Below are 20,318 nucleotides of genomic sequence, written 5' to 3' on the forward strand. Positions count from 1 at the left end.
CCCGCTATCTAATCACGGGAGCGTGTGTGCCCCATCACGCCGGCGGGAACATCAGGAAGGCGGCTGCCAGGCCCAGCAGGGCGATCAGCAGCCAGGACGCCAGCGCGGCCAGCAGCGCGCGTGCTCCGGTGTGCAGCAGCTGCCCCACCCGGACGGCGGAGCCGAGTCCGAACAACGCCATGCCGAGCAGCAGGTCCTGGAGTGTGGCGGCCGCGTCGAGGGCCGCGGGGGAGAGCCACCCGGTGGTGCGCACGGCCGCAAGGGCCACGAATCCGATGACGAACAGCGGGACCACCGGGGGGCGCTTGGCGCCGTCGGCTGCGGTTCCCAGCCGGTGGTGGAAACCCGCGGCGGCGACCATCGGCGCCAGAAGGATCACCCGGGTGAGTTTGACGACGACGGCGACGGCCAGCGCCGCGGTGCCCGCGGTCTGGGCGGTCGCGACCACCTGACCGACGTCGTGCACGGAGGCGCCGGTCCACGCCCCAAATATCTCCGGGCCCAGGCCCAGCGGCCGCGCGAGCAACGGCAACACACCGATCGCCAGCGTGCCGCACAGTGTCACGAGCGCCACCGGCAGCACGGTTTCCTCCTGGCGGATTCTGCGCACGGCGGCCATCGCCCCGATCGCGGACGCCCCGCAGATGGCGAATCCCGTGGCCACCAGCAGCGCCACGCGGGGAGGGAGCCGGAAGAGCCTGCTGATCCCGTACGTCCCGGCGAAAGCGGCCAGCACCACGGCGGTCACGAGCAGCAGCGCGGCCCAGCCCAGGCCCAGCACATCGCCGAGGCTGACTTTCAGGCCCAGCAGCACGATCCCGGCCCGCATGAGGTGCTTGCCGGCGAAGTCCAGCCCGGGCCGCGCCGGACCGGCGGTCCAGCCAGACACGCCCGGCAGGTTGGCCGCCAGCAGCCCGAGGAGCACGGCCATTGTCATCGCCGGCAGCGCGGGAAGGAGCAGGTGGGCGGCGATGGCGACGGCGACGGCCGCCGCGGCGCCGGCCAGGCCTGGCACGGCAGCTCTCAGGCCTGAGGCGGTGGCGGATCTCTTGGGGGGCACGCCCCTACATTGCCGTACCCGGCCGGAAAACCCGTAACCGCGGCCGTCGCGGCAGGCGGCCCGGACTGCGCGGCCTGCACTGAGCACCACGCCGCGGGCCGCCGAAATGATTTCAGAACAAAAAAGTGGTTGGCTAGTGACCATGTCTGACCTATTCCAGGAATACTCCGAGGCCGCCGGCCGCACCGGCGCCTACGACGAGATGTTTGCCCCCGGCCAGCAGGCCCGGAGATCCTACGGGCAGGTGGCCCTGGCCCTGCGCGAACTCTCGTTGGCTGACGTCAGCGCCCGCGCCGATTCCATGGCCCGGACCTTCCTGGACCGCGGCGTGACCTTCGACTTCGCGGGTGAGGAACGGCCCTTCCCCCTGGACATCGTCCCCCGCGTGATCCCCGCGGATGAGTGGAGCGTCCTGGAACGCGGCGTGGCCCAGCGCGTCCGCGCCCTTGAAGCCTTCCTCAATGACGTCTACGACAAGATGACCGTGGTGTCCGACGGCGTCATCCCGCGCCAGCTCGTCACGACGAGCGCGCACTTCCACCGCCAGGTGCACGGCTTCGAGCCGGCCGGCGGCGTCCGGGTCCACATCTCCGGAATCGACGTCGTCCGCGACGCCGAGGGCACGTTCCGGGTCCTGGAGGACAACGTGCGCGTGCCCTCGGGCGTCAGCTATGTTCTCGAGAACCGCCGGGCCATGGCTAAGGGCCTGCCCGAGGCTTTCGGCCAGCAGCTTATCCGCCCGGTCGAGGAGTACCCCCGCCGGCTCCTGTCCGCCCTGCGGAAGACGGCGCCCTCCGGCGTCGACGATCCCACCGTGGTGGTCCTGACCCCCGGCGTGTTCAACAGCGCCTACTTCGAGCACACCCTGCTCGCCGGACTCATGGGTGTCGAGCTTGTCGAGGGCCGCGACCTCATCTGCCGCGGCAACCGGGTCTACATGCGCACCACGGCCGGCGAGCAGCGTGTGGACGTCATCTACAAACGCATCGACGACGAATTCCTGGACCCGCTGCAGTTCCGTGCCGACTCCATGCTCGGCTGCCCCGGCCTGGTCAACGCCGCCCGCGCCGGCGGCGTCACGATCGCCAACGCCGTGGGCAACGGCGTCGCCGATGACAAGCTGGTCTACAGCTATGTGCCCGACCTCATCCGGTACTACCTGAACGAAGAGCCCGTGATCGCCAACGTGGACACGTTCCGGCTCGAAGAGAAGGAGGCCCGGGAGCACGTCCTGGACCGCCTGGACGAGCTCGTGGTCAAACCGGTGGACGGCTCAGGCGGCAAGGGCCTGGTGATCGGCCCGGACGCGTCCAGGGACGAACTCGACGCCCTGCGCAAGCGGATCATCGCCGACCCCCGCGGATGGATCGCCCAGCCGGTGCTGCAGCTGTCCACGGTGCCGACGCTCAGCGGCGACAAGTTCGGCCCCCGGCACGTGGACCTGCGCCCGTTCGCCGTCAACGACGGCGAGGACGTCTGGGTTCTCCCCGGCGGACTGACCCGCGTGGCGCTCAAGGAGGGCTCGCTGATCGTCAATTCCAGCCAGGGCGGCGGCTCCAAGGACACCTGGGTCCTGGCCGATTCCCCGCAGGTCCCCGTCGAAGTGATCCCGCGGCCCACCATCGCAGTACTCGAGCGGGTTTCGGTCTGGCCGGTGGAGAGCAACTGGCGCGACAGCCAGAAAGAGCAGCAACAGCAGCAGCAGATTTCTGACGCGCAGGAGGTACCCGCGAATGCTTAGCCGTATTGCCGAGTCACTGTTTTGGATCGGCCGTTACGTGGAACGGGCCGACGGCACCGCCCGGATCCTCGACGTCCACCTCGAACGGCTCAACCACTTGCCCATGGAGGAACAGCGCAGCGTGGCGCAGGAACTCCTCGCCGTCATGGGTGCCCGCGCACAAAGTGACGATTTCGGCCTGCCCGAACTGCTCAATGCCCTCGCGTACGACAAGCAGAGTGCCACGTCCATTGCCGGTTCCCTCGGAGCTGCCCGGGAAAACGCCCGCCGCGCCCGCGAGACCGTCTCCTCCGGGCTCTGGGAAAGCCTCAACACGACCTACTACGGGCTCAACCAGCACCGCAAGGACGTGGTGGGCACCTACCGGTTCTGCAACTGGGTCCTGGAGCGGACCGCGATGGTCAGCGGCCTGGCCGACACCACCGTCAGCCACGACGAGAGCTGGCAGTTCCTGGTCCTGGGCCGGTCGCTGGAGCGTGCGGACATGACAGCGCGCATGCTCTCCACCCGCGACGTCCTCTCGGCCGGCATGTCCTGGGTGAACATGCTCCGCTGCGCCGGGGCCTACGAGTCCTTCCTGCGGACCCGCCGGGCGGCCTTCGGGGACCAGCACGCGGCCGAATTCCTGCTGCTGGACCGGCTGTTCCCGCGGTCCATCGTCTACGCGCTGCGCGACGCCGACGAGTGCCTGGCGAAGCTCGACCCCTCGGCCCAGCGCGTCGGGTTCATCAACGACGCCCGCCGGATCGTCGGGCAGGCCCGCACCTTCCTGGAGTTCCACCGCACCGATGACCTCATGTCGGAGCTGCCGGAGCACATGGAGCGTGTGCAAAAGGCCGTGTCGCAGGCCTCGGACGCCATTTCCCGTAAGTACTTCAATCAGGCAGACGAACTGGCCTGGGTGGGAGAAGTTTCATGACCCGGCTGAACATCGTCCACAAGACGGCCTACAAGTACAACAAGCGCGTCACCCTCTCCTACAACGAGGCCCGGATGACCCCGCTGACGGACCCGCAGCAGGTGGTCCTGGAGTCCTCCATGAAGGTTTCGCCATCGCAGGCGGCCCTGAGCAGCTACCGCGACTACTGGGGCACCCGGGTGACCGCCTTCGACATGCAGATGCCGCACGAGCACCTCGAGGTCCTGTCCACCACCACCGTCGAGGTGCACCGGGTCGAGAAGATCGCGGCCGAGGCCGACATCGTCGGTTGGGACGTCCTGGCCGCACCGGAAACCCTGAACCAGTTCAGCGACTGGATTCCCCAGTCCCAGCTGACAGGTCCCGGCTCCGAAGTGCTCGCCATCATTCCCGGGGTTGTCGAGGGGAAATCGCCGCACGAGGCCGCCATGGCGGTCTTTGCCTGGATGCGCGGTGAAATGACCTACATGAAGGGCTCCACCGGCGTCACCACCAACGCCGAACAGGCCTGGAACCAGCGGCAGGGCGTCTGCCAGGACCTGGCGCACCTCGCCATCGGGTCACTGCGCAGCTGCGGTATCCCGGCCCGCTACGTGTCCGGTTACCTTCACCCGCGTTCGACGGCGGAGCTCGGCGAGACAGTCGCCGGCCAGTCGCATGCGTGGCTCGAGTGGTGGGACGGCGAATGGCGCAGCTGGGACCCGACCAACCACAAGCCGGCGGGGGACTTCCACGTCACGGTGGCCCGGGGCCGCGACTACCGCGACGTGCCGCCGCTCAAGGGCATCCTGTCCGGCGGCGGGGGATCGGCCCTCAGCGTCAGCGTGGAGATCACCCGCGTCGCCTGACCGCACGCCGCCAAGTGCCGCTATCGTATCGGGCTGCCCTGAAGCAGGTCAGCCCGATAGGATAGCGCAAGTGGTGTTTTGCGGGTTACTCGAGGCCGGAACGCGTGGAGTCGTCCAACGAAGTCCACCACGTCTGCGGCGGCACCACCTTGAAGCGCCGGCCCGTGACAGTGTCCGGCGTGATCCGGACGAAGTGTTCCTTCTTTCCGGCCTGCCACGGAAACAGCAACAGGCCCACCGTGTCCATGACTTCCTGGGGGTTCTGCACCGGCGCGGCCTGGCCCTTGATGACCACGCTCCAGGCGACTCCGGTGTCCGCGTTGATGCCGTCGGCTTCCAACGCCACCGGCGTGCCACCGGTGGCCGCCTGCAGCTTGGTGCCCTCCGCGGTCCGGAACACCAGCGTGCCGTGGTCCACTTTGTAGTTAATGGGGAAAATGTCGGGATGATCCTCCACCCAGACCGCCAGCCGGCCCACCGAGACGCTGCGCAATAGCTGCCAGCATGTGTGGTGGTCGAGGTCTTCGACGGCGTGGGTCTGGTCCTCTGGCTCGTGACGGCCCGGGCTCGATTCAGTGCTCATGCCGGCGAGCGTACGCGGCCCGGCTGGCGGCGGCTAGGGCAAATGGACCCGGCCGCCGGGTTATTCTCCGAATTCTGAGGTTTTCCTGAGACGTTCGCGCTATTCTGGCATAGGGCCGTCAGCGTCTACATTGGCCGGAGCGATTGGGGGCAATGACATGCAGTCAACGGGTGAGGGCTCCGGCCATACCGTGTCCGAGCCAAATCCCGTAGTTGAGGAACTGCTGAAGGGGTTCGGCGCCCGGGCGGAAGAACTGCTCCAATCCAAGGAACGCATCACCGGGCTGCTCGAAGCCGTCGTCGCCCTGGCCGAGGACCTGAGCCTGGATGCCGTCCTGGAGCGCGTGGTCGGATCGGCCTGCCGGTTGTTGCACGCCCGGTTCGGCGCCCTTGGCGTGATCGGTGATGACCACGCGCTCAGCCACTTCATCACCGTCGGCATCGATGGAAAACTGGCGCGGCAGATCGGTCCGCTGCCGACCGGCCACGGCGTCCTCGGCCTCCTGATCACAGACCCGCGGCCGCTCCGGCTGCATGAACTGAGCAAGCACCCCGAGGCCTACGGGTTCCCCTCGCACCACCCTCCCATGAGGTCGTTCCTCGGGGTACCGGTCCGCGTCCGGGACGTGGTGTTCGGAAACCTCTACCTCACGGAGAAAGAAGACGGCGAGGACTTTTCCGCAGAGGACGAGGCCTTGGCCGTCGCCCTGGCGGCGGCTGCCGGTGTCGCCATCGAAAATGCCCGGCTCTACGACGACGCCCGCCGCCGGGCCCGCTGGCTGGAGGCCTGCATGGATGTCTCCGGGCTGATGCTGAGCACGGACCGCGACTACACCTCGGGCGGCCTGGACCCGATCGCCGGCCGCGCGCTTCAGGAATCCGCGTCCTCACTCGCCCTGCTGGTGGCCCCCGCCGCCAACGGTGTGGCCCACGTGGTGATCGGTGTTGCCGGTGAGCGCGGCACGGCGTTTTCGGGGCGGTCACTGCACTTGGAGTCAGAGCTCCTGGAAGGTGTCCTCGAAGGCGGCGAACCGGTGCTGTTCGACGACGCGTCCGAAGTGTTGGGGGAGGTCGACGGCGCAGTCACCGGCCCGCTGCTTGCAGTGGCGCTGAGTACCCAGGGCGCCCACCATGGCCTCCTGTTGCTGGCACGGGACAAGGGTTCGGTGCGCTATGCCCGGACCGATATCGAGATGGGTGCCGTCTTCGGCTCCCACGTTGCCCTCGCCTTGGAACTGGCCAGGGTTCACCGGCTGCGCGAGGAACTCCTGGTCTTCACCGACCGCGACAGGATCGCCCGGGACCTGCACGACCTCGTCATCCAGCGGCTGTTCGCCGCCGGGCTGAGCGTGCAGAGCCTGACCCGCTTCACGAAGGAGGAACTGGCGCTGGAGCGCATCCGCAACATCACCGGCGAACTCGACGAGGCGATCCGCAGCCTGCGCGACACCATTTACTCGCTGAAGAGCAACACCGGTGAGATCGAACTGCTCAGCGGCCGGATCCGCCGGGTTACGCGCAGTTCGTCGAAGTCCATGCCGTTCCCACCGCGCCTGACTATTACGGGCCCCGTGGATGCCGTGACGTCGGACAAGGCCGACAACGTCGTGGCCGTGGTGTCCGAAGGGCTCAGCAACGCCATCCGGCACTCCGGGGCGGACACCATCTCAGTCTCGGTCGCCGTCGTCAAGGGCCGGGTAACGGTGGTGATCAGCGACAACGGCGCCGGTTTCACCCAACCCGAAAAGCGCAACGGGCTAAGCAATCTCGAAGACCGGGCGCGCATGCTCGACGGCAACTGCACCATCACGAGCGCGCCCGACTCCGGTACCAGCCTGGAATGGTCGGTTCCCCTTTAGCCGGCGCGCCCGGAGGTCCGGGCCCTACCCGACGCTGTGCGGCCGGATGACTTCTCCGGTTCTCCCGGCGGAGGCCCCCGGAAACGCCGGGCTCGCGATGAAGACGGCTGCCTGCGTGCGGCGCTCGAATCCGAGCTTGGCCAGCAGGGACGACACATAGTTCTTCACGGTCTTCTCCGCCAGGAACATTTCCGCGGCAATCTGCCGGTTGGTCAGTCCGCCCCCCACCAGCTCCAGGACCTTGCGTTCCTGGGGCGTGAGCGAGGACGTGCGCGGGTCGACCTCTTCGGCCTCCACCAGGCTGTCCACGACGCCGGCGGCCACGCCTTCCTCGAAGAGGGACTCGCCCGCTGCTGCCCGCCGCAGGGCGCCGATCAGGTCGGTGCCGCCGATCTCCTTCAGCACGTATCCGCGTGCCCCGGCCAGGACGGCGCCGCGCAGGGCCTGTTCGTCGTCGAAACTCGTCAGGATGATGCAGTTCAAGGACGGGTCCACCGATCTCACGTCCCGGCAGACCTCGATGCCGGTCCCGTCCGGCAGACGGGCGTCCAGCACACAGACGTCGGGATGCAGTGCGGGAATCCGCCGGGTCGCCTCGACCGCGGATCCGGAACTGCCGACGACGGCAAACCCCTCGCCTTCGAGCAGTTCCTGCAGCCCGCGCCTGACAAGTTCGTGGTCATCAAGGATAAAGACGCGGATCACCGCCTGCCCGCCATCAGGTGCAGTGAGACCTGCGTCTGCCCAGGCAATCATGATTCTCCCGTCCGGCCGCTCGCACGACCGCTCGATGCTGTATGTAACACGATGCTTTTTGTAACGCGATGCTGTAATGCATTTGCTGACCCCAGCCTCTGCCATTCTTCTGCACCGGGGCGGCGCGGACAAGGGTCATAGTGCCCAACGGACCGCCTCCGGCCAGTTGCCGGAGCGCTTCCGGCCTGTCCGCCGGCCGGGAGGCGTGCATGCCCTTTGGCCCTAGGCGCCTGGCCGGGTGGAGGAAATCATGGGAGCGTCGCCATCTGGCGCGGGAAGCTCGGCCGGTACGAGGGCAAAGGATTGCGATGAACGAAGTCAGGGACGTCCGGATGATCGTGGTAGGCGTTGACGGCTCGGACGCTTCGGTGTCCGCGTTGCGGCATGCGCAGGCCCTCGCGGTGCCCCTGGCCGCCAAGGTCGTCGCGCTGGCATGCTGGGACTATCCGCCGGTGTACGACGGCTATGTCGCCGTCGGCATCGGCGACTTCGACGTCCGGGCCGCCGAAATCCTGGCCGAGGCGGTGGCGAAGGCCTTCGGCCCGGACACCCCGGACAACGTCGAGACCCGTCTCGTCCAGGGACACCCCCGCCGCGTACTGATCGAGGAAAGCAAAGCCGCGGACATGCTCGTGCTGGGCCGCCGCGGCCACGGGGGATTCGGTGGACTGCTATTGGGATCGGTGAGTTCCGCCTGTGTGGCACATGCGCATTGCCCGGTGCTGGTGATCCACGCGCCAGAACACGGCTGACGCCGCAATCCTGCCCGGAGCCGGTGCTGGTGATCCACGCGCCAGAACACGGCTGACGCCGCAATCCTGCCCGGAGGGTGCCCGGAGGATCCTATTCGAACGTGGCCCGGCGCGGATCCGCGAGCCGGGTGGTCCACACGTCGGGGCGGTTGACCTTGAAGCGTCGTCCCGTCAGGGCTTTGGGAGCCACACGGACGTAGTAGGCCTTCTCGCCGGGCTGCCAGGGCTCCAGGAGCAGGGAGTCAATTTCGTCCTTCTCCTCCTGGCTCTCGATGACCTCGGCTTCCCCGCGCGCCATCACGCTCCAGGCCGTCTCATCGCGGGCGTCGTAGCCGTCGATCTCGAATGCAACCGGCTTGCCCGTGATCGCGCCCCAGAGCTTCGTGCCGCCTGCGGTGCGGAAGGCAATCGCCCGCCGCTCAAGGACGAAATTCACCGGGAAGATCTCCGGATGGTTGTCTACGATCAGCGCTACGCGCCCTACAACTTCGGTGTCGAGCAGCGCCCAGCACTGGTCCATAGTCAGCGAGTATTCCGGCGAGGGCGTGGTTGAGTCCATGTCGAGCCACGATACGGCCCGGCCCGGGCCCCGATTAGGGCCATAGGTCCCGCAGCGCGCACTGGATTGACGCCCGCAGTGGCCCGCCGGCGCCGGTCACCAGGGACTGGGCTTGTAGTCCTTCAGGAAGACGCCGTACTGGTCCTCGCCGGATTCGCCCATCACGATGGGGTCGTACACGCGGGCGGCGCCGTCAACGAGGTCCAGGGGCGCGTGGAAGCCCTCTTCCATGAGGCGGACTTTGGTGTAGTGCGGCCGCTCGTCCGTGATCCAGCCGGTGTCCACGGCCGTCATGAGGATGCCGTCGGCGTCGAGCATTTCCTGGGCGCTGGTTCGCGTCATCATATTCAGCGCAGCCTTGGCCATATTCGTGTGCGGGTGCCCGGGGCCCTTGTAGGCGCGGGAGAACTGGCCTTCCATGGCGCTGACATTGACGATGTACTTCCGCCGCGCGGTGGAGCGCTTCATGGCCCCCCGCAGCCGGCTGACCAGCAGGAACGGAGCCGTCACGTTGCACAGCTGCACTTCGAGCATCTCCAGCGGGTCCACTTCGTCCAGCACCTGGGTCCAGCTGTTGATGGTGGCGAGGTCCGGGACCAGCCCGCCCGCGTCAATCGCGGTGCCGGAGGCAATACGCTCCAGCGACGCCGACCCGGTGGACAGGGCCAGGGACGTGATCGCGTCCCCGGCCAGCACGGGATGGTCGAGCACGCTGCTGGCCAGGGCAAGCGGGTGCTTGTCGTGGGCGTGGCCGAACGTGACCAGCTCCGGGCCCCCGTTGGCAGCCTGGAGGGCGGCGGGCAGCGGCTCGTCCTCGGCGTCGACGAGCGGCTTGTAGGCGTTGCCGGAGCGCCGCACCGTCTGGGCCGCGTTGTTGATGATGATGTCCAGCGGTCCTGCGGCGTCCAGGGAATCCGTCAGGGCCATCACCTGGGACGGGTCGCGGAGGTCGATGCCCACGATCCGGAGCCGGTGCAGCCAGTCGGCGCTGTCCTCCATCGCAGCGAAGCGGCGGGCGGCGTCCTTCGGGAACCGGGTGGTGATGGTGGTGTGCGCGCCGTCCCGCAGGAGCCGGAGCGCGATGTACATACCGATCTTTGCCCGGCCGCCGGTCAGCAAGGCCCTGCGGCCGGTCAGATCGGTGCGGGCGTCGCGCTTGCTGTGGCTGAACAGGGCACACTCGGGGCACAGCTGGTGGTAGAAGGCATCCACCTGGGTGTAGTGCTGCTTGCAGATGTAGCACGGCCGGGACCTGATCAGGTGGCCGGCGATTTCCCCGGTCGCGGACGTGGCGAGCTTGTTGCCGCGGGTCTCGTCGTCAATCCTGTCAGGGGCCGCCGTCGCCGTCTGCGCGATCACGGCGCGGTCCGCCTCGGCGATCTCGTCGCGCTTGCTGACCCGCCGGTGGCGCTTGACGGCCTTGAACATCTTTCCGGTGGCGCGGCGCACCGAGACGTAGTCCGGGTGCTCCTCGTCATAGGCGTGGATCGTGTTCAGGACCTTCAGGCAGGCCTGGATTTCCTCCGGGGTCAGCTCGGCAAGACCGGACCCGGCAACACCAGGCTCGGCAGAGGGAAAGTCGGAGGACAGATCGGGGGAGCTCATTGCCCTAATTTTACAGGGTGCGGGGAGCCCGGCCGGACGTGCCAGCCGGGCCCCCGCCTGCCTATGCCGTGGGTGACTGCTTGACCGGTCCGTCCGTTCCGACAGCGGCTGCCTGGACGTCGGCCACCTTGTCCACGGAGTCCCGCAGTTCGGGCCAGTTCTCGGTTGCGGTGCGGACCGCGTCGGGCACCAGGCGCAGGTTGGCCGCGGACAGCGCCCGTTCCGCATCGCTGGGGTCCGGGACGTGCTGGCCCTTGGACAGGACCGTGATTCCGGAGTCGGTGACCTTGAAGCCGCGGGCGCGGTCCAGTTCGGCGTCGAGCCCGATCGCGGCCCCGGCCGGAACCTTGACGTTCTTGTCGATGATGGCGCGCTTGATCACGGCGCCTTCACCGACGTTGACCTTGTCCATCAGGACCGAGTCCAGGACCCGGCTCGAGGTGCCGACGTAGACGTCGTTGGAGAGCACGGAGCCTTCCACGATGCCGCCGGAGACGACGACGCCGCTGGCCACGATCGAATCCAATGCCGTGCCCACCGTGTTGGACTTGCCGCGGACAAACTTGGCTGGCGGGGAGATGGTCTGGCGGGTGTAGATCGGCCACTCGGAGTTGTAGAGGTTGAAGACCGGAACGGGGGAGATCAGGTCCATGTGGGCGTCGTAGAACGAATCGATGGTGCCGACGTCGCGCCAGTACGTGCGGTCCCGTTCGGTGGATCCGGGGATGTCGTTGAGGGTGAAGTCGTAAACGCCGGCCTCACCCTGGTTCACGAAGTAGGGAATGATGTCCCCGCCCATGTCGTGCTTGGTGTCGAGGCGCTCGGCGTCAACGTGGAGGGCTTCAATCAGAGCGTCGGCGTCGAAGACGTAATTGCCCATGGAGGCCAGGAATTGGCTGGGGTCGGCCGCGAGGCCGGGCGTCGAGGACGGCTTCTCCACGAACGCGGCAATCTTCTCCGGGTTGTCCGCATCGGTTTCGATCACGCCGAACTGGTCCGCCATGTGCAGCGGCTGGCGGACCGCGGCGACCGTGGCCTTGGCCCCGCTCGCGACATGCTGCGCCACCATCTGGGAGAAGTCCATCCGGTAGACGTGGTCCGCGCCGACCACGACCACGATGTCGGGGTTGGCGTCGTGAATGAGATTCAGCGACTGATAGATGGCGTTGGCGCTGCCGAGGAACCAGCTCTTGCCGACGCGCTGCTGGGCCGGAACAGAAGCCACATAGTTGCCCAACTGGGTGGACATCCGCCACGTTTCGGAAATGTGCCGGTCAAGGCTGTGCGACTTGTATTGCGTCAGCACCACAATTTGCAGATAGCGGGAATTCACAAGATTTGAAAGGGCAAAGTCAATGAGCCGGTAGCTTCCGGCAAACGGGACACCAGGCTTGGCCCGGTCCGCCGTCAACGGCATGAGCCGGTTTCCCTCGCCACCTGCGAGGACAATTGCCAAAACTCTCTTTTGATGCGGCATGGTGATCGCTCCTGAACGCCTTCGTTACTCCCCAATACAGTCCGGCATGCCCGAACGTCTTCACACTAGATCAGTTCCACCGTAACGACTACCTTGGTGCATGTGCGAATAGATATTGTGACCAAAGAATTCCCGCCGGAAATTTACGGCGGCGCCGGGGTCCATGTGGCCGAGCTCAGCCGAGTGCTGGCCCAACGCGTGGACCTTCAGGTGCGTGCCTTCGGCGCGCCCCGCGAGCCCGGGTATCACGGAGCGGCTGTCACGTCGTATTCCGTGCCCGAAGACCTGGGCTCCGCAAACGCCGCCATCCAGACCCTTGGGGTGGACCTGAGGATCGTCCCGGACATCGCCGGCGCGGACCTGGTCCACTCCCACACCTGGTACGCCAACATGGCCGGACACATCGCGTCGTTGCTTCACGGCATCCCGCATGTACTGAGCGCCCACAGCCTGGAGCCGCTGCGCCCGTGGAAGGCCGAGCAGCTTGGTGGCGGCTACGCAGTGTCCTCCTGGGTGGAAAAGACCGCCTACGAGGCCGCCGCCGCCATCATCGCCGTCTCCGAAGGCATGCGCCAGGACATCCTGCGCAGCTATCCGGACGTTGACCCGGCCAAGGTCAAGGTGGTCCACAACGGCATTGATGTCAGCCAGTGGACCCGGGACGAGGCTGATGACATCATCCGGCCGCTCGGGATCGACCCGGAGCGCCCCAGCGTTGTTTTTGTGGGCCGGAACACCCGGCAGAAGGGCGTACCGTACCTGCTGCGGGCCGCCGCCAAGCTCCCGGCTGACGTTCAGCTGGTGCTGTGCCTCGGCGCCGCGGACACGCCGGAACTGGCCGCCGAGACGGCACGCCTGATCGAGGAACTCCAGAGCCAGCGCAGCGGCGTGATCCTGATCGAACGGATGCTGCCCCGCAACGAGGTCATCCAGGTGCTCAGCCACGCGACGGCGTTCGCGTGCCCGTCCATCTACGAGCCCCTGGGCATCGTCAACCTCGAGGCGATGGCCTGCGGCGCCGCCGTGGTGGCCAGCGCCACGGGCGGCATTCCGGAGGTCGTCGAGCACGGCAAGACCGGGCTGCTTGTTCCGATCGAGCAGGTCACCGACGGCACCGGCATCCCGCTGGACCCGGAGAAGTTCGTCACCGACTTTGCCGAGGCCCTCATCGAAGTGGTGTCCGATCCCGCCCGGGCACGAGCCATGGGTGAAGCGGGCCGGCGCAGGGCCGAGGAACACTTCTCTTGGGAATCCATCACGGAGACCACGCTCGAGGTCTACCGCTCGGTGCTCAACAAGGACTCCTGACCCCGCGACGGAACAGCAGTCCGTCGACAGGGCAGAACGACGACGGCGCCGCCCCGGCTGAGGGGGCGGTGCCGTCGTCGCATTTCGGCTGGGTCAGCCGCGGGCTTTGGTGCCCTGGGCCTTTGTGCCGTGAGCCTTCGTGCCGTGAACGGCGCGGGCAAGCAGGATCTTTTCGTCCAGGGGCGCCTGGCCGCTGGCCCGCTGCTTGCGGAAGTAGTCCCGGGCCTCGTCCTGGCGGACCTTCTCCGCGCCGGTGGAGATCTCAGCGCGGAGGTGCTCCGGGCCGTACCCAAACGCGTCCACCAGGTCCAGGGCGTGCGGGCGGATCTTCACGAGCAGGCGGTTGATGTATTCGCCCACAGTGCGGCCGCGCTGCATCGACAGCCTGCCGTTCATGAGGTACCAGGACAGGTTCTTCTCGATCAGGGACAGGCCGAAGAGATCGCGCAGCCACGTCAGGACTTTGTGCGTGCCCGGGTCTGTCACCTGGCCGAGGGCCTCGGTAAAGGCCTCCCACTGCAGCAGCTCGGCATGGGCCTGGGCGGCTTCGATGAGTTCGTGCTGGTGGGCGTTGAACAAGGCGGCGCCCTGCTGCTGGGGGAGCTTGTTCGCGCCCTTAAGGGCCGTGGCCACCTCCGCGACCATGGTCTGGACGCGGTCCGTGAGCAGGGTCCGCTGGCTTGCCTCGTCCTTAATCGCCAGCGCCGCCTTCTGCACTGATCCGGTGTCCGCCACGAACTGGGCGACGCCGCGCAGCCCGGTGCGGTGGATCGCCGCACCGGTGGCCTGGCCCACGACGTAGCGGGCCAGCACGCCGACGTTGACGGTGCGGAATTCTTTGGCGTAGTCCGCCAGCAGGCGCTTGGCGACCAGCTGCAGCAGGACCGTGTTGTCGCCTTCGAACGTGGCGTAGACGTCCAGGTCGGCGCGGAGCGAGGCGAACCGGTTCTCGATCAGGAAGCCGGCACCACCGCAGGCCTCGCGGCATTCCTGCAGCGTATCCAGGGCGTGCCAGGTGCTCAGCGGCTTCAGGGCCGCGGCCAGGGTTTCGAGGTCCTGGCGGTCCTGGTCGGTGTCGTGACGGCCGGAGAAGACGTCGTCGAATTTCTGCAGCAGTTGCTCGCTGGCGAAGCTGGCGGCGTACGTGGTGGCCAGCCGGGTGAAGAGCCGGCGCTGGTGCCGCTGGTAGTCCAGCAGCACTTCCTCGTCGGTCTGGGAGGAGGCATTGAACTGCCGGCGTTCGGTGGCGTACTGGATGGCGGTTTTCAGGGCCAGCTTCGACGCCGTCACGGCGGCGCCGTCGAGCGAGACCCGGCCCTGGACCAGCGTGCCGAGCATGGTGAAGAAGCGGCGGCCCGGGCTGGCGATGGAGGACGTGTAGTTGCCCTCGGGGTCGACGTCGCCGTAGCGGTTCAGGAGGTTGGTGCGGGGGATCCGGACGTTCGTGAAGTGAAGCCGGCCGTTGTCGATGCCGTTCAGGCCGCCCTTGACCCCATCGTCCTCGCCGCCGATGCCCGGCAGGAACTCCTTGGTCCCGGGGTCCCGGAGGTCCATGTAGAACGCGTGCACGCCGTGGTTGACGCCCTTTGTCACCAGTTGGGCGAACACGACGGCGGCCAGGCCATCGGTGGCGGCGTTGCCGATGTAGTCCTTCCACGCTGCCCGGAACGGTGTGTGGACCACGAACTCCCCGGTGGCGGGGTCATAGGTGGCGGTGGTGGCAATGCTGGCCACGTCAGAGCCGTGCCCGGTCTCCGTCATGGCGAAGCAGCCCGGGATCTCCAGGCTCATGATGCCCGGCAGCCATTTCTCGTGGTGTTCCGCGGTGCCGAGGTGGTTCACCGCGGAGCCGAACAGGCCCCACTGAACGCCGGCCTTGATCTGCAGCGACGGGTCAGCGATGACCAGTTCCTGGAAGCCGGCCACGTTACCGCCGTGGTCATCCGAGCCGCCCACGGACTCCGGGAAGGCACGGTGGACTGCCCCGTTGTCCACCAGGATCCTGAGCTGCCCGAAGACGCGCCGGCGGTGTTCTGTGTGGGTCTGGCCCTCGATCTTGTGCAGTTCCGGGCGGCCGGCGAGGCCCCTGGACTTCAGCCGGATGTCGGCCCACTTACCCAGCAGCTGTTCACCAAGGGCCGCGACGTCGACGGCGGGCACCTCAGGGGTACCGGGCTGGCCCGAACGGCCGGCAGCCGTGGTTGCGGCCGGCTGCTGTGGCTGGGGCCGGCGGCGGGGTGCGTTGCCGGTGATGCGGTCGGCTAGTTCAGTCATGTCGTTTCCTTCTGTGGTTCTGACAATCTTTAGTGCTGACAATTCAGTCCGCGGGCGTGGGCCGGTGTGCCGCTGCTACGGCGTGCCCTGACCTGCCGGGCCGGTTCGTTCCGTTCGGGCTGCTTCTTCGGGAGGAGGTGCCTGCAGCTCGGGGGCGATGCCGAAGCAGAGCCAATCCGTGATCTGCCGGGCCATGGCCTCCTGGCCGGGCTTGGCCGGTCCGGGTGGGCTGGCGAGCCACTGTTCGCCAGCATTCCGGACCAGGCCGATCGCGGCATTGGGCCAGTAGCCGATCACGGCTTCCTTGTCCGGGCCGCCGCCCAGATGGCTGCGCATCGGCCGGGCAATCATGTCGCTGATGGCGGCGAAGAAGTGGCTCAAGGCTCCCGCCGTGGACATGGACGGGCCGGCCGTTTCGGGCTCGCCGGAAGCATGGCGCGTGACGAACGTGTAGACATTCGGGCTGGTCTCGGCCATTTGCAGGTACGCGGACACCATGGCGAACAGGCCTTCGCGGGGCGTCTGGGCGCTCTGGGCCGCCTCCTGGATGCGCCGCTGCATCTGGCTCAGGACCACCTCGCCCACGGCCCGTTGGAGTCCGGCCTTGTCGCCGAAATAGCGGTAGAACACGGACTTCGACGTTCCCGCGGCTGCGGCAATGTCCTCCATGGACGCGTCGCTGCCGAGGGCATGCACCGCCCTCCGGGCCGACTTGATCAGCTCCCGCCGCCGTTCCTCGCGGTGGGAGTGCCAGCGGGAAGCGCGGCCGTCGACGGCGGCCTGCCCGGCGGGCACGGTGGCTTTGGGGATGTTCACGATACCCAGCGTATCAGGTACGCTGGGTATCGGTAATCGCTTTGATCGAAGGAGACAGCCCATGTCCGTCAACGGACAGTCAGTGCCCCGCCCCCAGCCAGCCGCCGCACCCGCCGTCGGAGGGACCGCTGCCGGGACCGCCGCCGCCGGAACGAATCAGCACGCCGGCGCTGGCCCGGCGCAACTCCGCAAAGCCGTGGTCGTTGGCGGCAACCGCATCCCGTTCGCCCGGACCGGAGGCGCGTATACGAAGTCTTCCAACCAGGACATGCTCACGGCCGCCCTGGATGGCCTGATCGCCCGCTTCGGCCTGCAGGACGAGCGGATCGGGGAAGTGGCCGCGGGGGCGGTCCTCAAGCACTCCCGGGATTTCAACCTCACCCGGGAAGCCGTGCTCGGCTCGGCCCTGTCCGCCGAGACCCCGGCGTATGACCTCCAGCAGGCCTGCGCCACCGGCCTGGAAACCGTGCTCGGCCTGGCGAATAAGATCAAGCTGGGCCAGATCGATTCCGCGATCGCCGGCGGCGTCGACTCCGCCTCAGATGCTCCCATCGCCGTCAGCGAGGGACTGCGCGAGGTGCTCCTTGACCTCAACCGCGCCAAGACGATGTCCCGGAAGCTGCAGGTCCTCAGCCGGCTCCGTCCCAAGGATCTGGCTCCCGATGCCCCGAACACGGGGGAGCCGCGCACCGGCCTGTCGATGGGCGAGCACCAGGCGCTGACCACGGCGCAGTGGAAGATCACCCGGGAGGCCCAGGACGAGCTGGCCTTCAACAGCCACCGGAACCTGGCCGCGGCCTACGATGCCGGCTTCTTCGATGACCTCCTGACCCCCTACCGGGGACTGAGCCGCGACTCCAACCTGCGCGCTGACACGAGCCCGGAGAAGCTGGCCACCCTCAAGCCCGTTTTCGGCAAGAACCTGGGCGCCGCGGCGACCATGACGGCCGGCAATTCCACCCCGCTGACCGATGGCGCCTCCACTGTTCTGCTGGCGTCCGAGGAATGGGCCGACGCCCACGACCTTCCCAAGCTCGCCGCGGTGATCGACGGCGAGGCTGCCGCCGTCGACTTTGTCCACGGCAAAGACGGGCTGCTCATGGCCCCGGCCTTCGCGGTGCCCCGGCTGCTCGCACGCCACAATCTCAGCCTCGCGGACATGGACTTCTTCGAGATCCACGAGGCCTTCGCCGGCACGGTGCTGAGCACCCTTGCCGCGTGGGAGGACGAGGAATTCGGCCGCACCCGCCTGGGCCTGGACGGCGCCTTCGGCAGCATCGACCGGGCCAAGCTGAACGTCAACGGCTCCTCGCTCGCCGCCGGACACCCGTTTGCGGCCACGGGCGGCAGGATCGTGGCCTCGTTGGCCAAAATGCTGCACGAAAAGGGCGACGTCAACGGGCGCCCGGCCCGCGGCCTCGTGTCCATCTGCGCCGCCGGCGGCCAGGGCGTCGTCGCAATCCTCGAAGCACTCTAGGGAGAACCGGATGAGCGACAAGTACACCCGGCTGGTCAGCCACGGACTCGGCAAGGACCTCGCCAAACGGCTGGGCCTCCCGCAGCCAGTAGTCCTCCGGCGGCACGAGCCCGGCCGCCCCCTCATCGAGGGACCGGTCCTGGTCCAGGGATCAACCGGCGGGGCCGACGAGCTCGCCGCCACCCTGCTGGACTGGAACCTTGACGTCCGCCGCCACGCGATACCCAAGGAGAAGCTCGGCGCCATCATCCTGGTGCTGGACGAGCTGGCCCACCCCGGCGACCTTGAGAAGCCGGTCCTTACCGCTGCCGCGTCGCTTCGTGACCTCGCCCCGAGCGCCCGCGTCATCACCGTGTCCCGCACGGCGGGCTCGGCCACGGAACCGGCAACGGCGGCTGCCAGGCAGGGCGTGGACGGTCTCCTGCGGTCTTTGGCGAAGGAACTCCGCGCCGGCGCCACCGGCAACGGCATCCTGCTCGCCGACGACGTCCGCGCCACGAGCCCGGCAACACTGGGCGCGTTGAGGTTCTTCCTCTCGGGCCGCTCTGCGTTCGTGGACGGGCAGTTCCTGACCGTCAGCTCCGGTGCCGGTCAGCTGCCCGACGACGTCGAGAAGCCGCTGGCCGGCAAGGTGGCCGTGGTGACCGGCGCCGCGCGCGGAATCGGGGCCGCGATTGCCCGCACCCTGTACCGCGACGGCGCCACGCTCATCCTCGTCGACATTCCGGCGGCGGGAGAGCACCTGGCGGCGGTGGCCAACGAGGTTCACGGGACGGCCCTGCAGCTGGACATCAGCCGCGACGACGCCGGCCAGCGGATCATTGACCACGCCGCGGCACGGCATGGCCGGCTGGACATCATGATCCACAACGCGGGGATCACCCGGGACAAGCTCCTGGCCAACATGGACGCCGGCCGCTGGAACGCCGTTCTCGCCGTCAACATCGCCGCGCAGCTGCGGATCAACGAGGCCCTGCTGGCCTCGGAGCACTTCCATGACTCGCCCCGGATCGTCTCAGTGGCCTCTACCAGCGGGATCGCCGGAAACCGCGGCCAGACCAACTACGCCGCGTCCAAGGCCGGCGTGATCGGCATGGTCCGCGCCACGGCGGCGCTGATCGGCGAGCGCGGCGGGTCCATCAACGCCGTCGCGCCGGGCTTCATTGAAACGGAGATGACCGCCAGAATCCCGTTCGCCACCCGCGAAGTGGCGCGCCGGCTCAACTCCCTGCAGCAGGGCGGCCGGCCGGGCGACGTCGCCGAGGCCATCGCGTTCCTGGCCAGCGACGCCGCGGGTGGGATTTCCGGGGAGGTGCTGCGCGTCTGCGGGCAGAACCTGGTCGGCGCATGAGCGGATCCCAGACCGTCATCCTGGGCGAGATGCCCGCACTGTCCAAGCTCTACGTCAACGCGGCGGCCGCCGCGGCTCGGCGCCGGGTCCTGGGCACCCATGGCGGCACCGAACTGCCGGCCCACACCCACGAGGTCCGTGGCGTGAAGGCCGACGTCGCCAACCTGACGGCCTTCCAGCACCTGATCGGCGAGAGCGCGAGCGATGTCCTCCCTGCCGGCTTCATCCATGCCCTGGCGTTTCCGCTGGCCATGAGCGTGATGAACCGGGACGATTTTCCGCTGCCCCTGCTGGGCATGATCCATCTGACGAACACCGTGGTGCAGTCCGCGCCGGTCCTGTTCACCCAGGCCCTGGATATCCGCGCCCGGGTGGAGAACCTGCGCGGGCACCGCGCCGGCACACAGCTCGATGTCGTCGCGGAGGTCCGCGCCGCCGGGCAGGAAGAGGTCCTCTGGCGCGGGGTGTCGACCTACTTGGCCAAGGGGGTGTTCCTTCCGGGGATCGACAAGGCCTCGGTGGCCGTGCCGCCGTCGCCATTCACCGTGCCGGATCCCACGGCCCTGTGGCAGCTCGGCGTCGATACCGGGCGTGCCTATGCGGCTGTCTCCGGAGACTTCAACCCCATCCACCTGAGCGTCCTGACCGCCAAGGCCCTCGGGCAGCGGCGGTCGCTTGCCCACGGCATGTACCTGGCGTCCCGGGCGCTGGCCGACGTCGGTGCCGTCCGGGGGGATTCGTTCACTTGGGAGGTGGCCTTCGAGGCGCCCGTGTTCCTGCCGGGCCGCGTGGCGCTCGACATCAGCACTGTGCAGGCCGACGGCGGCGCATGGCAGCGCTCGGATTACGTGGCGTGGAACCCGCTGTCCGGGCGCCGGCACTTCAGCGGCTCGGTCGCGGCGCTGCCATAGCCGGCGCTGCCTTGGCTGGTCCG

At 68.1% G+C, this 20,318-nt stretch carries 17 protein-coding genes; 9 read left to right on the plus strand and 8 right to left on the minus strand.

All coding sequences use genetic code 11. From position 1 onward, the window contains the following. Nucleotides 1-34: 34 nt before the first annotated feature. A complete protein-coding gene (locus B5X90_RS00700) occupies nt 35-1,060 on the minus strand; it encodes a YeiH family protein (protein ID WP_079549608.1) in 1,026 nt (341 codons plus the stop codon). A 142-nt stretch (nt 1,061-1,202) separates the two neighbouring features. On the opposite strand from B5X90_RS00700, the gene B5X90_RS00705 reads away from it, so the two are divergent. From B5X90_RS00705 to B5X90_RS00715, 3 genes are read left to right on the plus strand one after another with little or no spacing between them, the layout of a single operon-like run. Then, on the plus strand, nt 1,203-2,801 hold the full coding sequence (locus tag B5X90_RS00705) for a circularly permuted type 2 ATP-grasp protein (RefSeq protein WP_079549609.1): 1,599 nt from the start codon (nt 1,203-1,205) through the stop codon (nt 2,799-2,801). Continuing rightward, nucleotides 2,794-3,720, plus strand: coding sequence for an alpha-E domain-containing protein (locus tag B5X90_RS00710; protein ID WP_026266338.1), 927 nt, complete (start codon nt 2,794-2,796; stop codon nt 3,718-3,720). Before B5X90_RS00705 ends, B5X90_RS00710 begins: the two co-directional genes overlap by 8 nt. Next, nucleotides 3,717-4,568, plus strand: coding sequence for a transglutaminase family protein (locus B5X90_RS00715; RefSeq protein ID WP_079549610.1), 852 nt, complete (start codon nt 3,717-3,719; stop codon nt 4,566-4,568). The genes B5X90_RS00710 and B5X90_RS00715 overlap by 4 nt, the downstream gene beginning before the upstream one ends. Nucleotides 4,569-4,653: 85 nt before the next feature. On the opposite strand, the gene B5X90_RS00720 is transcribed toward B5X90_RS00715, so the two are convergent. Continuing rightward, the gene (locus B5X90_RS00720; protein ID WP_079549611.1) at nt 4,654-5,151 is read right to left on the minus strand and encodes a pyridoxamine 5'-phosphate oxidase family protein; all 498 of its coding nucleotides are present in this window, start codon (nt 5,149-5,151) and stop codon (nt 4,654-4,656) included. A gap of 157 nt (nt 5,152-5,308) precedes the next feature. On the opposite strand from B5X90_RS00720, the gene B5X90_RS00725 reads away from it, so the two are divergent. Beyond that, nucleotides 5,309-7,009 carry a GAF domain-containing sensor histidine kinase gene (locus B5X90_RS00725; RefSeq protein ID WP_256859988.1) on the plus strand — a complete coding sequence of 567 codons (1,701 nt, stop codon included), beginning with the start codon at nt 5,309-5,311 and terminating at the stop codon, nt 7,007-7,009. A gap of 24 nt (nt 7,010-7,033) precedes the next feature. Here the strand turns inward: B5X90_RS00725 and B5X90_RS00730 are convergent, their stop codons facing one another. Then, nucleotides 7,034-7,765 carry a response regulator gene (locus B5X90_RS00730; RefSeq protein WP_079549612.1) on the minus strand — a complete coding sequence of 244 codons (732 nt, stop codon included), beginning with the start codon at nt 7,763-7,765 and terminating at the stop codon, nt 7,034-7,036. 308 nt (nt 7,766-8,073) lie between these two features. Between B5X90_RS00730 and B5X90_RS00735 the strand changes: the two genes are divergently transcribed. Continuing rightward, on the plus strand, nt 8,074-8,517 hold the full coding sequence (locus tag B5X90_RS00735; protein WP_079549613.1) for a universal stress protein: 444 nt from the start codon (nt 8,074-8,076) through the stop codon (nt 8,515-8,517). 91 nt (nt 8,518-8,608) lie between these two features. Here the strand turns inward: B5X90_RS00735 and B5X90_RS00740 are convergent, their stop codons facing one another. The 3 genes from B5X90_RS00740 to glgC all read right to left on the minus strand — a co-directional run bounded on the left by B5X90_RS00740 (nt 8,609) and on the right by glgC (nt 12,158). Next, on the minus strand, nt 8,609-9,076 hold the full coding sequence (locus tag B5X90_RS00740) for a pyridoxamine 5'-phosphate oxidase family protein (RefSeq protein WP_079549614.1): 468 nt from the start codon (nt 9,074-9,076) through the stop codon (nt 8,609-8,611). A 96-nt stretch (nt 9,077-9,172) separates the two neighbouring features. After that, complete coding sequence (locus B5X90_RS00745; RefSeq protein ID WP_256859989.1) at nt 9,173-10,681, minus strand: SDR family NAD(P)-dependent oxidoreductase; 1,509 nt, start codon at nt 10,679-10,681, stop codon at nt 9,173-9,175. Between the two features lie 61 nt (nt 10,682-10,742). Continuing rightward, entirely contained in the window at nt 10,743-12,158 is a 1,416-nt protein-coding gene (gene glgC / locus B5X90_RS00750) for a glucose-1-phosphate adenylyltransferase (protein WP_079549615.1), read from the minus strand. A gap of 102 nt (nt 12,159-12,260) precedes the next feature. On the opposite strand from glgC, the gene glgA reads away from it, so the two are divergent. After that, entirely contained in the window at nt 12,261-13,466 is a 1,206-nt protein-coding gene (gene glgA / locus B5X90_RS00755) for a glycogen synthase (protein WP_079549616.1), read from the plus strand. Nucleotides 13,467-13,559: 93 nt separating this feature from the next. On the opposite strand, the gene B5X90_RS00760 is transcribed toward glgA, so the two are convergent. After that, nucleotides 13,560-15,740 (minus strand): acyl-CoA dehydrogenase family protein, encoded by a 2,181-nt coding sequence (locus B5X90_RS00760; protein ID WP_079549617.1) that lies wholly within the window; start codon nt 15,738-15,740, stop codon nt 13,560-13,562. 75 nt (nt 15,741-15,815) lie between these two features. Next, the gene (locus B5X90_RS00765; RefSeq protein ID WP_079549618.1) at nt 15,816-16,556 is read right to left on the minus strand and encodes a TetR/AcrR family transcriptional regulator; all 741 of its coding nucleotides are present in this window, start codon (nt 16,554-16,556) and stop codon (nt 15,816-15,818) included. Between the two features lie 61 nt (nt 16,557-16,617). Between B5X90_RS00765 and B5X90_RS00770 the strand changes: the two genes are divergently transcribed. The 3 genes from B5X90_RS00770 to B5X90_RS00780 are packed head-to-tail and all read left to right on the plus strand — an operon-like array spanning nt 16,618 to nt 20,295. Then, on the plus strand, nt 16,618-18,033 hold the full coding sequence (locus B5X90_RS00770; protein WP_079549619.1) for an acetyl-CoA C-acetyltransferase: 1,416 nt from the start codon (nt 16,618-16,620) through the stop codon (nt 18,031-18,033). A 10-nt stretch (nt 18,034-18,043) separates the two neighbouring features. Further along, entirely contained in the window at nt 18,044-19,384 is a 1,341-nt protein-coding gene (locus tag B5X90_RS00775) for a 3-oxoacyl-ACP reductase (RefSeq protein ID WP_079549620.1), read from the plus strand. Further along, on the plus strand, nt 19,381-20,295 hold the full coding sequence (locus tag B5X90_RS00780; RefSeq protein ID WP_079549621.1) for a MaoC/PaaZ C-terminal domain-containing protein: 915 nt from the start codon (nt 19,381-19,383) through the stop codon (nt 20,293-20,295). Before B5X90_RS00775 ends, B5X90_RS00780 begins: the two co-directional genes overlap by 4 nt. Nucleotides 20,296-20,318: the final 23 nt, after the last annotated feature.

It is taken from the genome of Arthrobacter sp. 49Tsu3.1M3 (assembly GCF_900168135.1).
Lineage (GTDB): Bacteria > Actinomycetota > Actinomycetes > Actinomycetales > Micrococcaceae > Arthrobacter.

Bases quoted from the DNA above. Each gene is read 5' to 3' on its own strand.
- B5X90_RS00780 (WP_079549621.1), top strand. From the start codon at position 19,381: ATGAGCGGATCCCAGACCGTCATCCTGGGCGAGATGCCCGCACTGTCC.
- B5X90_RS00775 (WP_079549620.1), top strand. From the start codon at position 18,044: ATGAGCGACAAGTACACCCGGCTGGTCAGCCACGGACTCGGCAAGGAC.
- B5X90_RS00705 (WP_079549609.1), top strand. From the start codon at position 1,203: ATGTCTGACCTATTCCAGGAATACTCCGAGGCCGCCGGCCGCACCGGC.
- B5X90_RS00720 (WP_079549611.1), bottom strand. From the start codon at position 5,151: ATGAGCACTGAATCGAGCCCGGGCCGTCACGAGCCAGAGGACCAGACC.
- B5X90_RS00710 (WP_026266338.1), top strand. From the start codon at position 2,794: ATGCTTAGCCGTATTGCCGAGTCACTGTTTTGGATCGGCCGTTACGTG.
- B5X90_RS00740 (WP_079549614.1), bottom strand. From the start codon at position 9,076: ATGGACTCAACCACGCCCTCGCCGGAATACTCGCTGACTATGGACCAG.
- B5X90_RS00745 (WP_256859989.1), bottom strand. From the start codon at position 10,681: ATGAGCTCCCCCGATCTGTCCTCCGACTTTCCCTCTGCCGAGCCTGGT.
- glgC (WP_079549615.1), bottom strand. From the start codon at position 12,158: ATGCCGCATCAAAAGAGAGTTTTGGCAATTGTCCTCGCAGGTGGCGAG.
- B5X90_RS00715 (WP_079549610.1), top strand. From the start codon at position 3,717: ATGACCCGGCTGAACATCGTCCACAAGACGGCCTACAAGTACAACAAG.
- B5X90_RS00725 (WP_256859988.1), top strand. From the start codon at position 5,309: ATGCAGTCAACGGGTGAGGGCTCCGGCCATACCGTGTCCGAGCCAAAT.
- B5X90_RS00735 (WP_079549613.1), top strand. From the start codon at position 8,074: ATGAACGAAGTCAGGGACGTCCGGATGATCGTGGTAGGCGTTGACGGC.
- B5X90_RS00760 (WP_079549617.1), bottom strand. From the start codon at position 15,740: ATGACTGAACTAGCCGACCGCATCACCGGCAACGCACCCCGCCGCCGG.
- B5X90_RS00730 (WP_079549612.1), bottom strand. From the start codon at position 7,765: ATGATTGCCTGGGCAGACGCAGGTCTCACTGCACCTGATGGCGGGCAG.
- B5X90_RS00770 (WP_079549619.1), top strand. From the start codon at position 16,618: ATGTCCGTCAACGGACAGTCAGTGCCCCGCCCCCAGCCAGCCGCCGCA.